Origin of the sequence: Paracoccus sp. MBLB3053, from assembly GCF_031822435.1 — a bacterium.
Lineage (GTDB): Bacteria > Pseudomonadota > Alphaproteobacteria > Rhodobacterales > Rhodobacteraceae > Paracoccus > Paracoccus aurantius.
Map to the genome: position 1 here is coordinate 1,734,519 of NZ_JAVQLW010000001.1, position 12,314 is coordinate 1,746,832.

Annotated in this window: 12 protein-coding genes; 8 read left to right on the forward strand and 4 right to left on the reverse strand. The window is 62.4% G+C overall.

Annotated elements, in window-relative coordinates; genetic code table 11:
• Nucleotides 1–13: 13 nt before the first annotated feature.
• Together clpA and gloB are read right to left on the reverse strand one after the other, a co-directional pair.
• The gene (gene clpA, locus RGQ15_RS08745; RefSeq protein ID WP_311159828.1) at nucleotides 14–2,335 is read right to left on the reverse strand and encodes an ATP-dependent Clp protease ATP-binding subunit ClpA; all 2,322 of its coding nucleotides are present in this window, start codon (nucleotides 2,333–2,335) and stop codon (nucleotides 14–16) included.
• 259 nt (nucleotides 2,336–2,594) lie between these two features.
• Nucleotides 2,595–3,341: a hydroxyacylglutathione hydrolase gene (gloB, locus tag RGQ15_RS08750; RefSeq protein WP_311159829.1), complete on the reverse strand. Its 747-nt coding sequence runs from the start codon at nucleotides 3,339–3,341 to the stop codon at nucleotides 2,595–2,597.
• A 51-nt stretch (nucleotides 3,342–3,392) separates the two neighbouring features.
• Here gloB and RGQ15_RS08755 point away from each other — a divergent pair, with 51 nt between their 5' ends.
• From RGQ15_RS08755 to RGQ15_RS08785, 7 genes are all read left to right on the forward strand, one after another.
• Entirely contained in the window at nucleotides 3,393–4,193 is an 801-nt protein-coding gene (locus RGQ15_RS08755) for a class I SAM-dependent methyltransferase (RefSeq protein ID WP_311159830.1), read from the forward strand.
• 294 nt (nucleotides 4,194–4,487) lie between these two features.
• A complete protein-coding gene (locus RGQ15_RS08760; RefSeq protein ID WP_311159831.1) occupies nucleotides 4,488–5,054 on the forward strand; it encodes a F0F1 ATP synthase subunit delta in 567 nt (188 codons plus the stop codon).
• Nucleotides 5,054–6,589, forward strand: a complete 1,536-nt coding sequence (gene atpA / locus RGQ15_RS08765; protein ID WP_311159832.1) for a F0F1 ATP synthase subunit alpha — start codon at nucleotides 5,054–5,056, stop codon at nucleotides 6,587–6,589. The genes RGQ15_RS08760 and atpA overlap by 1 nt, the downstream gene beginning before the upstream one ends.
• An 11-nt stretch (nucleotides 6,590–6,600) precedes the next feature.
• Nucleotides 6,601–7,476 (forward strand): F0F1 ATP synthase subunit gamma, encoded by an 876-nt coding sequence (locus RGQ15_RS08770; protein ID WP_311159833.1) that lies wholly within the window; start codon nucleotides 6,601–6,603, stop codon nucleotides 7,474–7,476.
• A 17-nt stretch (nucleotides 7,477–7,493) separates the two neighbouring features.
• Nucleotides 7,494–8,918 (forward strand): F0F1 ATP synthase subunit beta, encoded by a 1,425-nt coding sequence (gene atpD / locus RGQ15_RS08775; RefSeq protein ID WP_311159834.1) that lies wholly within the window; start codon nucleotides 7,494–7,496, stop codon nucleotides 8,916–8,918.
• Between the two features lie 9 nt (nucleotides 8,919–8,927).
• A complete protein-coding gene (locus tag RGQ15_RS08780; protein ID WP_311159835.1) occupies nucleotides 8,928–9,374 on the forward strand; it encodes a F0F1 ATP synthase subunit epsilon in 447 nt (148 codons plus the stop codon).
• Nucleotides 9,375–9,498: 124 nt separating this feature from the next.
• The gene (locus tag RGQ15_RS08785; protein WP_311159836.1) at nucleotides 9,499–9,819 is read left to right on the forward strand and encodes an H-type lectin domain-containing protein; all 321 of its coding nucleotides are present in this window, start codon (nucleotides 9,499–9,501) and stop codon (nucleotides 9,817–9,819) included.
• Nucleotides 9,820–9,823: 4 nt separating this feature from the next.
• Here RGQ15_RS08785 and RGQ15_RS08790 read toward each other — a convergent pair whose 3' ends face one another.
• Together RGQ15_RS08790 and RGQ15_RS08795 are read right to left on the reverse strand one after the other, a co-directional pair.
• A complete protein-coding gene (locus RGQ15_RS08790; RefSeq protein ID WP_311159837.1) occupies nucleotides 9,824–10,585 on the reverse strand; it encodes an alpha/beta fold hydrolase in 762 nt (253 codons plus the stop codon).
• A 5-nt stretch (nucleotides 10,586–10,590) separates the two neighbouring features.
• Nucleotides 10,591–11,190, reverse strand: coding sequence for a 2-hydroxychromene-2-carboxylate isomerase (locus RGQ15_RS08795; protein WP_311159838.1), 600 nt, complete (start codon nucleotides 11,188–11,190; stop codon nucleotides 10,591–10,593).
• A 104-nt stretch (nucleotides 11,191–11,294) separates the two neighbouring features.
• On the opposite strand from RGQ15_RS08795, the gene RGQ15_RS08800 reads away from it, so the two are divergent.
• Entirely contained in the window at nucleotides 11,295–12,314 is a 1,020-nt protein-coding gene (locus tag RGQ15_RS08800; RefSeq protein WP_311159839.1) for a ribose-phosphate pyrophosphokinase, read from the forward strand.

Here is a 12,314-nt window from a genome sequence, read left to right on the forward strand (position 1 = left end):
GTAAGGAGTTCGATCAGTCGGCCGTCAGCAGCGGCGGCTTCGAATTGCTGATGCGCGGCGCGTCGGGGCCGGTGATGTCGAAGACGGGCTTGTCGTCATCGATCCTGACGCGGACCACGCCGCCCTTGGTCAGGCGACCGAAAAGCAGCTCTTCAGCCAACGGCTTCTTGATGGTTTCCTGGATTACGCGGCCCAGCGGACGTGCACCCATCTTGTCGTCGTAACCCTTTTCCGCCAGCCAATGCGCGGCCTCGTCGGTCAGTTCGATATGGACACCGCGATCGATCAACTGCGCTTCCAGTTGCAGGACGAACTTCTCGACGACCTGAACGATGATATCGCGCGACAGCGGTGCGAAGCTGATCACCGCATCCAGGCGGTTGCGGAACTCGGGCGTGAAGGTCCGCTCGATGGCGGCTGTATCCTCACCCTCGCGGCGTTCACGACCAAAGCCGAAGGCGGCCTTGGCCTGGTCAGCCGCCCCTGCATTCGAGGTCATGATCAGGATCACATTGCGGAAATCGACTTGGCGGCCGTTATGGTCGGTCAGCTTGCCGTTATCCATCACCTGCAAGAGGATGTTGTAGACATCGGGATGCGCCTTCTCGATCTCGTCGAGCAGCAGCACGCAATGCGGATGCTGGTCCACGCCATCGGTCAGGAGCCCGCCCTGGTCGAAGCCGACATAGCCCGGAGGCGCGCCGATCAGGCGGCTGACGGCGTGTTTCTCCATGTATTCGGACATGTCGAAGCGCAGAAGTTCGACGCCAAGGGTCGATGCGAGCTGCTTTGCGACCTCGGTCTTGCCGACACCCGTCGGACCCGCGAAGAGGTAGTTGCCGATGGGTTTTTCCGGCTCGCGCAAACCGGCGCGCGCCAGCTTGATCGAGGAGGACAGCGCCTCGATCGCCGCGTCCTGGCCGAAGACCAGCCGCTTCAGCGTGGCTTCCAGATCCTTCAGCACCGCCGCATCGTCCTTGGAGACGTTTTTCGGGGGGATGCGGGCGATCTTGGCCACCACGGCCTCGATCTCTTTCGGGCCGATCGTCTTGCGGCGCTTGCTTTCTGACACAAGATGCTGGGCGGCCCCGGCCTCGTCGATCACGTCGATCGCCTTGTCGGGCAGCTTGCGGTCATGGATATAGCGAGCCGACAGCTCGACCGCGGTCTTGATCGCGTCATTGGTGTAGCGCAGGTCGTGGTGCTTTTCGAAACTGGGCTTCAGTCCCATCAGGATCTTGATCGTGTCGGGCACGGTCGGCTCGTTCACGTCGATCTTCTGGAAACGACGGGAAAGCGCACGGTCCTTTTCGAAATGCTGGCGGAACTCCTTGTAGGTCGTCGAGCCCATGCAGCGCAGTTTGCCGCCCGACAGCGCCGGTTTCAGCAGGTTTGAAGCATCCATCGCCCCGCCCGAGGTCGCGCCCGCGCCGATCACGGTATGGATCTCGTCGATGAAGAGGATCGCGTCGGGATGGTCCTCGAGTTCCTTGACGACGGCCTTCAGGCGTTCCTCGAAATCGCCGCGATAGCGGGTGCCCGCCAGCAGCGCGCCCATGTCGAGCGAGAAGATGGTCGAGCCAGCCAGCACGTCGGGCGTTTCGCCACGCGTGATCTTGAGCGCGAGCCCCTCGGCGATGGCGGTCTTGCCGACGCCGGGATCGCCGACCAGCAGCGGGTTGTTCTTGCGGCGACGGCAGAGCACCTGGATGCAGCGCTCGACTTCGTCGGCGCGACCGATCAGCGGGTCCACATCGCCCTTCGCAGCCTTGCGGTTCAGGTCGACACAATATTTCGACAGGGCCGATTCCTCCTTCGAGGCGGGCTGTTCTGCCTGGGCCTGCTCGCTCGGCTGCTCGGCGCCCTGCACGGGGCGGCTTTCCGAGAAAGAAGGGTTCTTGGCGACGCCATGTGCGATGAAGTTCACCGCATCATAGCGCGTCATGTCGAGTTCTTGCAGGAAAAAGGCGGCGTTCGATTCCCGCTCGGCAAAGATAGCCACGAGAACGTTGGCGCCGGTCACTTCGGTTCGACCCGATGACTGAACATGGATCGCCGCGCGCTGAATCACGCGCTGGAAGGCGGCGGTTGGAACGGCCTCCGAACCTTCGACATCCGTAATCAGCGTCGAAAGATCATCCTCGATGAATTCCACAAGCATCCGGCGAAGTTCGTCCAGATCGACATTGCAGGCCCGCATCACCTTGACGGCGTCGGGTTCATCCGTCAGCGCCAGCAACAGATGTTCAAGCGTAGCGAGTTCATGCCGGTGCTCGTTGGCGAGGGCCAGCGCGGAATGGATTGCCTGTTCCAGCGTGTTCGAAAAGGACGGCACGGTTCAGCTCCTGTCAGTCGGCTGGCGGTATGGGCCACCGAGGCGGTCCACCTGACCAGACTGTCACGATACATTTAAGAATTTGGTGGAATCTCGCGCAATTCAAGCGGTTTTTCGTAATCTTCCAGCCGAAATCCTGACGGTTCTAATAGATGTGATATTCGGATGCCGGGTTTTCAAGCATCCGTCAGGTCTGTGGCCAGAGGCCTGAAATACACCGTCGCGGGCCAGAAAATCCTTGCTGCGTTGCAGAAACCACTCAGAATTTGTCCTTCATCCCGCGAATTCGTGCAAAAACATCGACATCGGTCGCACCCTCCATTCCTAGCCCATTCCGCAATGCGCCCACCCGCAGAAAAGGGTTGGTCGCGCGTTCGTTATCGAGGCTGGCCGGGGCGCAGGGCAGCCTGCCGCTGGCCGTGTCATCGAGCCGTTGCCGCAATGCATCATTTTCAGGATCGATCGTCAGCGCGAAGGCGGCATTCCCGCGGCAATAGTCATGACCGGAACAGATCAGCGTGTCGCCCGGCAGGGCATCGAGTCGGACCAGGCTTTCCCACATCATCGCCGGCGATCCTTCAAAGAGCCGGCCGCAACCTAGCGACATGAGGCTGTCGCCGGTGAAGGCCATTTTCGAAAGCGGCAAATGGAATGCCACATGGCCGATCGTATGGCCGGAGACGTCGATGACCTCGGCGGGCTCTCCGCAGATGTCGGTCGTCTCGCCCGGACGGACCGGGAAATCAAGTGCCGGCAGCCGCGCCGCATCGTCGGAATTTCCCATGACCTTCGCGCCCGTCGCGGCGACCAGCTCAGAAACACCCTGAATATGGTCCGCGTGGTGATGGGTCAGCGCGATCAGGTCCAGCGTCCAGCCGCGCGCCGCGAGCTCTGCAAGGATGGGTGCGGCCTCGGGCGCATCGAACAAGGCCGTCTGGCCGTTGCCATGCACGAGCCAGGCATAATTGTCCGTGAGGCATCGAATGGCGACGAGTTTCAGCGGCATTGGCAATTCCTTCACTTTGCCGCAGTCTGGCGCGGCAAGGCGAGAGGCGCAATGCATCAGGACGTGATGGAGCTGCGAAAGTTTTACTACAACCGGGCGCTTGGCCGGGTGGTCCAGCGCATCCTGCGCGATCGCCTGACGAAGATCTGGCCGCCCGAGAGCTCAGCCGGCATGTCCGTGGTGGGCTATGGCTTCGCGGCCCCATTGCAGCGTCCCTACCTTGCCCGCGCAAGGCGGGTGACCAGTCTCATGCCTGCAGGGCAGGGGGTGATGGCCTGGCCGCCGGGACTGCCCAATTGCGCCGTGCTTTGCGACGAAACCGCTTGGCCGCTGGATACCGGCAGCGTCGACCGCCTGATCCTGCTGCACGCGCTTGAGACGGCCGAACGACCCCAGGAAATGCTGGCAGAGGCGTGGCGGGTCCTTGGTCCGGGCGGCCGAATGCTGGTGATGGCGGCCAACCGCGCGGGGCTCTGGGCCAGATCGGATGCCACGCCCTTTGGAACCGGTCGCAGCTATACCGCCGGGCAGCTCGAGGGGTTGGCTCGCAGTGCGGGCTTCGTGAGCGAAGCCACGGGGGCCGCGCTTTACATTCCTCCGTCCGATCGCCGCTTCTGGTTGCGCAGCGCCCAGATGTGGGAACAGGGCGGGCAGAAGATCAGCCAGGTCCTTGTCGCGGGCGTGGTCCTGACCGAATTCAGCAAGCAGGTCCCCATGCCGGTCGGTCGGCTGAGGAAGGTCAGCGTTCCAAGCCCGCTTGACCTGCTCGAAGGCATCGCGCGCCCCAAGCCGGCCAACGGACGCAACACGGCGCGAGAAGGCGTCACGCATCGCTCGACCGATGACATCTGAGTGGTTCGGCGCCGGAAATTCGTACGGCATCGAGGCTGGATTCTAGCCCGGGCGACGGTCGTTAGCGCCAACAACAGTCGGTTCCTTGCCACAGTCCGGTTTTGACGGAACGGCGGCTCTCATTTCCGTGTTCAATGCGGTTGCGGCATGACAGATCACCTGCTAGAGACGCGGCAGATTTTCGGGAAGCTTCTGGCCGGGCACGGCCTGAGGACCCCTTTGACCCGCGCTCCGTGACCGACCTGCCTTCCCAAAAAGCCAGGCCCGCCAGCGGAGCTTGCGCAAACCGGAAGGATGACCGTGGCCAATTCCGCTTCGATTTCCGCTGATATCGCCGGGCGATATGCACAGGCCCTTTTCGATCTGGTGAAGGATTCGGGGGGTCTTGACGCCCTGTCCACGCAAATCGACGAGCTGGCCGCTGCCCATGACGAAAGCGAAGATCTTCGCGATCTGACTGTCTCGCCGCTTTACGACCGCAATGCGCAGGAGGCCGCCATTGGTGCGCTGGCCGCGCGCATGGGGTTCTCGGACGAACTCAGCAACACCCTGCGCCTGCTGGCGAAGAACCGCCGGCTGTTCACGCTGCCCCAGTTCATCGCCAAGCTGCGCGGCATGATCGCCGACGCCCGTGGTGAGATGACCGCGGACGTGGTCAGCGCCCAGGAGCTGACCGAAGAACAAAAGACCCGTCTGGCCGACACGCTGGCCAGCAAGTCGGGCAAGAAAATCAAACTGAATGCGCGCGTCGATGAGACCCTTATCGGCGGCATGATCGTTAAACTGGGCTCGCAGATGATCGACAGCTCGATCCGCTCGAAGCTCGCCTCCCTCCAGAATGCTATGAAAGAGGTCGGATAATGGGAATCCAGGCAGCCGAAATTTCGGCCATCCTCAAGGATCAGATCAAGAATTTCGGTCAGGACGCCGAGGTGGCCGAAGTCGGACAGGTTCTGTCCGTCGGTGATGGTATCGCCCGCGTCTATGGCCTGGACAAGGTTCAGGCCGGCGAGATGGTCGAATTCCCGGGCGGCATCCGCGGCATGGTGCTGAACCTTGAAACCGACAACGTCGGCGTCGTGATCTTTGGCGACGACCGTTCGATCAAGGAAGGCGACACCGTCAAGCGCACCGGCGCCATCGTGGAAGTTCCGGCCGGCAAGGAACTGCTGGGCCGCGTCGTCGACGCCCTCGGCAACCCGATCGACGGCAAGGGGCCGATCAACGCGTCCGAGCGTCGCGTGGCCGACGTCAAGGCTCCGGGCATCATGCCGCGCAAGTCGGTTCACGAACCGATGGCGACCGGCCTGAAATCGGTTGACGCCATGATCCCGGTCGGCCGTGGCCAGCGCGAGCTGATCATCGGTGACCGTCAGACCGGCAAGACCGCGATTGCTCTGGACACCATCCTGAACCAGGCGAACTACAACGGCCGTGAAGCCGACGGCATGAAGACGCTGCACTGCATCTACGTCGCCGTGGGTCAGAAGCGCTCGACCGTCGCCCAGCTGGTGAAGAAGCTCGAAGAAACCGGCGCCATGGCCTACACCACCGTCGTCGCCGCGACCGCTTCGGACCCGGCTCCGATGCAATACCTGGCACCCTATTCGGCGACCGCGATCGGGGAATACTTCCGCGACAACGGCATGGACGCCCTGATCATCTATGATGACCTGTCCAAGCAAGCCGTCGCCTACCGCCAGATGTCGCTGCTGCTGCGCCGTCCGCCGGGACGCGAAGCCTATCCGGGCGACGTGTTCTACCTGCATTCGCGCCTGCTCGAGCGTTCGGCCAAGCTGAACGAGGAAAACGGCGCTGGCTCGCTGACCGCTCTGCCGATCATCGAAACCCAGGCGGGCGACGTTTCGGCCTATATCCCGACCAACGTGATCTCGATCACCGACGGTCAGATCTTCCTTGAAACCGACCTGTTCTTCCAGGGCATCCGCCCGGCCGTGAACACCGGTCTGTCGGTGTCGCGCGTTGGTTCGGCCGCCCAGACCAAGGCGATGAAATCGGTCGCCGGTCCGGTCAAGCTGGAACTGGCGCAGTATCGCGAAATGGCCGCCTTCGCTCAGTTCGGCTCGGACCTCGATGCCGCGACGCAGAAGCTGCTGAACCGTGGTGCGCGCCTGACCGAGCTGATGAAGCAGCCGCAATACTCGCCGCTGACGAATGCCGAGATCGTCATCGTCATCTATGCCGGCACCAAGGGCTACCTGGACAGCGTCCCCGTCAACGAGGTGACGAAATGGGAAGCGGGCCTGCTGCAGTTCCTGCGCAACCAGAAGGCCGATCTGCTTGACGACATGACCCGGAACGACCGCAAAGTTGCGGGCGAGCTGGAAGATGCGATCAAGGCAGCGCTGGACGGCTACGCCAAGACCTACGCCTGAGGGAGGGATAGATGCCCAGCCTCAAGGATCTAAAGAACCGGATCGGCAGCGTTAAGAATACGCGCAAGATCACCAAGGCGATGCAGATGGTCGCCGCCGCGAAACTGCGCCGTGCGCAGGAAGCGGCGGAGGCCGCGCGGCCCTATGCCGACCGGATGGCCACCGTCATGGCCGGGCTGACCGCTGCTGCGGCCGGCTCGGACGCGGCACCGCGCCTTCTGGCAGGGACCGGCGATGATCGCCGGCACCTGCTGGTGGTGCTGACCTCGGAGCGCGGGCTTGCGGGCGGGTTCAACTCGTCCATCGTCAAGCTGGCCCGCCTGCGCCTGGCCGAACTTCGCGCCCAGGGCAAAGAGGTGACCATCCTGACCGTGGGCAAGAAAGGCCGCGAACAGCTCAAGCGTGATTTCGGCGGACTTTTCGTCCATCACGTCGATCTGAGCGAAGTGAAACGCATTGGCTACGACAATGCGCGCAGCATCGCCGACGAGATCCTCGAGCGGTTCGAGGGTGGCCATTTCGACGTGGCCACGCTGTTCTACAACCGGTTCGAATCCGTCATCAGCCAGGTTCCGACTGCCCGGCAGATCATCCCCGCCGTCGTCGAAGAGACGAGCGAAGCCGGTGCTTCGTCGCTTTATGACTACGAGCCGGATGAAAGCGCGATCCTGAATGACCTGCTGCCCCGTTCGGTGGCGACCCAGGTCTTTGCGGCTCTTCTGGAAAACGCGGCCTCGGAGCAGGGCGCGCGGATGACCGCCATGGACAACGCGACGCGCAACGCGGGCGACATGATCGACCGCCTGACCACTGAGTACAACCGCTCGCGTCAGGCTGCGATCACCAAGGAACTGATTGAAATCATCTCGGGCGCCGAGGCGCTCTGACACGTAGAGGTAAACACATGGCAGAGGCCAAAGGTAAAATCACGCAGGTGATCGGCGCCGTCGTGGACGTACAGTTCGACGGTCAACTTCCCGCGATTCTGAACGCTCTTGAAACCGAGAACAACGGCAAGCGTCTGGTCTTGGAAGTTGCCCAGCACCTGGGCGAAAACACCGTCCGCACCATCGCCATGGACGCGACCGAAGGTCTGGTCCGTGGTCTTCCGGTCACCGACACCGGCGCGCCGATCACCGTTCCGGTGGGCGACGTGACGCTGGGCCGCATCCTGAACGTCGTCGGCGAGCCCGTCGACGAAGGCGAGCCGCTGGCTGCTTCGGACAAGCGTGCGATCCACCAGCCGGCTCCGGACTTCGCCCAGCAGGCGACCTCGTCCGAGATCCTCGTCACCGGCATCAAGGTCATCGACCTGCTGGCCCCCTATTCCAAGGGCGGCAAGATCGGCCTGTTCGGCGGCGCGGGCGTCGGCAAGACCGTTCTGATCATGGAACTGATCAACAACATCGCGAAAGTGCACTCGGGTTACTCGGTGTTCGCGGGCGTTGGTGAACGGACCCGTGAAGGCAACGACCTTTACCACGAGATGGTTGAATCGGGCGTCATCAAGCCGGACAACCTGTCGGAATCGCAGGTGGCCCTGGTCTACGGCCAGATGAACGAACCTCCGGGAGCCCGTATGCGCGTCGCGCTGACCGGTCTGACCCTGGCCGAGCAGTTCCGCGATGCCACCGGCACCGACGTTCTGTTCTTCGTCGACAACATCTTCCGCTTCACCCAGGCTGGTTCGGAAGTGTCGGCGCTGCTGGGTCGTATCCCGTCGGCCGTGGGTTACCAGCCGACGCTGGCGACCGACATGGGCGCGATGCAGGAACGCATCACCTCGACCAAGAACGGCTCGATCACCTCGATCCAGGCCGTCTACGTTCCGGCCGACGACTTGACCGACCCGGCTCCGGCAACGACCTTCGCCCACCTCGACGCAACGACCGTTCTGTCGCGTGCGATTTCGGAACTGGGCATCTACCCGGCCGTTGACCCGCTCGACTCGAACTCGCGTATCCTCGACCCGGCAATCGTCGGCGACGAGCATTACAACACCGCGCGTTCGGTCCAGGGTATCCTGCAGAAGTACAAGTCGCTTCAGGACATCATCGCCATTCTCGGCATGGACGAACTGTCGGAAGAGGACAAGCTGACCGTGGCCCGCGCCCGGAAGATCCAGCGCTTCCTGTCGCAGCCCTTCGACGTGGCGAAGGTCTTCACCGGTTCGGACGGTGTCCAGGTTCCGCTGGAAGACACGATCAAGTCGTTCAAGGCTGTCGTCAACGGCGAATACGACCACCTGCCGGAAGCAGCCTTCTACATGGTCGGCGGCATCGAGGATGTGAAAGCCAAGGCACAGCGTCTCGCTGCCGACGCGGCGTAAGGGGGCGACATGGCCGACACGATGCAGTTCGACCTCGTCTCGCCGGAGCGGAACCTCGTTTCCGTTCCCGTGCGCGAGGTGCGCCTGCCCGGCGCCGAAGGCGACCTGACGGCGATGCCCGGCCATGCGCCGGCCATCGTCAACCTGCGGCCGGGTCTCGTGACCGTGGTCAAGGCTGACGGATCGGAAACGGAATTCGCAGTGACCGGCGGTTTCGCCGAGATCAATGGCGAATCCGTCACGCTTCTTGCCGAGCGCGGCCACCCGCGCGCCGAGATGACGCAGGCGATCTTCAACGACATGATGGCTCAGGCCCAACGTCAGGTTAAGACCGCGCAAGAGCGTCATTCGGTGGGTGAAGAGGTTGTCGCGGCAGCCGTCAAGCTGCTTGCGGACATGGAAGCGCTTGGCACACATATCGGTCTTGACCCGAACCAGTCGAATTTTCCGCACTGATCCGAGCGTCAAAGTCTGAAAAGCGTTTGAAGCCCCGGTAAGACCGGGGCTTTAATACATCCGGCAGCCAGCACCGCGACTGCAGGGAGGGATTTAGCAGCGTTTCGATTTTCATGCTGTTGGCGTGACCAGCGGCTCGATGCTCATGTTCTCGGCCTTCGAGGAAGGAGGGCCGATGTGGTCGGGCGAAGGGCCGAGGCTGGAGACCCGCCTTGTCCCCTTCGACGAGCCGTTCGTCGAACCGCCGGTGGTGCATTTGTCGATGGGAATGTGGGATATTGGCGTCTCGGCAAATCAACGGGCCGACCTGCGGGCGGCCGATGTCACGCGAGATGGGTTCAAGATCGAATTTCGGACCTGGGGCGACACCCAGGTTGCGCGGGTCCGCGTGACCTGGATGGCCATCGGCCCGGTTCGGCACTTGGACGATTTCAACGTCGACTGAGATGCTATGCGCGCTCGATATTGAGCCGTATCAGATCCGCAGTCTGTTCGGGATGAGTAATCGGCAACATGTGCCCCGCGCCGGGAATACTGGCGCGCCCGACATCCGCGAGTCGTGCGGATAGCGCCTCTGCAATCGCGGGAATCGCCGGTGGCGAATCTTCTCCCATGATCAGCAGAACCGGAGCGTCGATCGATTCAAGCCCTCCGTTCCGAAGGATCTGAGCGCTGTCATCAATGAGAGTGTCATTCCCCGAGACGACCATCTTGATTTGTCCGATCAGTCGATCCCGCGTCGCTGGGGACTGGGACTCCCAGTCGATCCCACCCCATACGGAGAGAAATCGGCTCGTCGCCTTCTCGCTTTCCGAATTTTCGACCAGTGACCTGATTTCGTGCAAGAAAGCTTCATTTTCGGGGTCTGGCGCGGCGGCAAAAAGCACGGGCTCGATCAAGGTCAGGCTGCGCACTGCCTCAGGCGCAGCAACCGCGATTCGCAGCGCGATGGTCGCCCCGATGCTGTGGCCGATCAGGTCGAGCGGCCGCTGGATCAACGGCGCAACCTCGCGCGTTGCCGTGGTGTGGAAATCGGGAGGCACACCTTCCCAATCACGGCTTTTTCCATGTCCCGGCAGGTCCGGGGCCGTGATCTCGACAAGATCGCCAAGTTCGCGTGCGATTGGGCCCCAATAGCTTGCATTGCCCATCATGCAATGCAGTGCCAGGGCCGGGCGTTCGGGATTGCCCGGCCAATGTCTGATGTTCATTCCGTTCACAGCTGTGCAAGGTGCCTGTCGAGGAAGTCCAGCCGGTCCTGGCCCCAGAAACGCTCGCCGCTTTCGTGGACAATGTAGAAGGGCGCGCCGAAAGCTCCGGCCTCGACCGCCTCTTCAAGATTGCGTTCGTAAACCTGCGCACCGACGAACAGGCCGCTATCGGCCAGCCCCGGGTCGAACCCGGCATCGGCAAGCGTGGCGCGGATCACCTCGTCATCCGCAATATTCTTTTCTTCGGCCCAGACAGCGCGGACAAAGCGCTGGACCAGCCCCGCAAGGTCCCCGCCGCCGGCCTTTTGCGCGGCGATGATGGCATAGGAGGAAGGCGCGGGATTGACCGGCCAGAAGGCCGGTTTCACGTTGATGGGCATCTTGAGGAAATCCGACCAGCGGATGAGTTCCTGCATCCTGTATTCCATCCGCGAGGCATGTCGGTTCGCCGGACGGATGCCGCCCGTGCGATCGAAAAGCTGCAGCAGGTCGAGCGGCTTGTAGGTGATTTCGGCGCCGTGCCTGCTGGCGATTTCTTCAAGGCGAGCGCCGGCAAGATAGGTCCATGGGCTTTGTGTCCCAAAGTAATAGTCGATATGCGCCATATGGGGGCCTCCGGGGTTTGCGGGCACGCTAACCCGGTGATAAGCGGTGTGCAATCTTGCGAATCCAGCACCATTACAGCCAATCCAGACAGACGGAGCAAGCCATGCCGGCCATGACCGAACCCAAGCTGATTGCGGGCAATGCGAACCGGCCCCTGGCCAACGCGATTGCCCGCCGCATGTCGATGCATCGTGGGATGAATGTCGCCCCGATCGAAGCCCGCGTCGAACGTTTCAATGACCAGGAAATCTTCGTCGAGGTCTATGAGAACGTCCGCGGCGAAGACATGTTCATCATCCAGTCGACGTCGAACCCCGCGAACGACAACCTGATGGAATTGCTGATCATGACCGACGCGCTTAAGCGGTCGTCGGCCTCGCGCATCACCGCCGTCATCCCCTATTTCGGCTATGCCCGCCAAGATCGCCGCGCCAAGGCGCGCACGCCGATCAGCGCCAAGCTGGTGGCGAACCTGCTGACCGAAGCAGGCGTGGACCGGGTTCTGACGCTGGACCTGCATGCCGCGCAGATCCAGGGTTTCTTCGACATCCCGGTCGACAACCTCTATGCCTCGCCGGTGTTCGCGCTGGACATCCAGCACCATTTCAAGGACCAGATGTCGGATCTTATGGTGATTTCGCCCGACGTCGGCGGTGTGGCACGCGCACGTGAGCTTGCACAACGCATCGGGGCGCCGTTGGCCATCGTCGACAAGCGCCGTGAGAAACCCGGCGAGATCGCCGAGATGACCGTGATCGGGGATGTCACAGGCAAGACCTGCATCATCGTCGACGACATCTGCGACACTGCCGGAACGCTGTGCAAGGCGGCACAGGTCCTGACCGAGCATGGCGCCGTTGAAGTGCATGCCTATATCACCCACGGAGTGCTCTCAGGTCCGGCCGTCGAGCGGGTGCAGAAATCGGTCATGAAGTCGCTGGTCATCACCGATTCGATCGAACCGACGGACGAGGTGAAAGCGGCGAGCAACATCCGTATCGTCCCGACCGCACCGATGTTTGCCCAGGCGATCCTGAATATCTGGAACGGCACTTCGGTCAGCTCGCTGTTCGAAGTGAACTCGCTGGGGCCGATCTACGAAGGTCTCTATACCACCTACTGA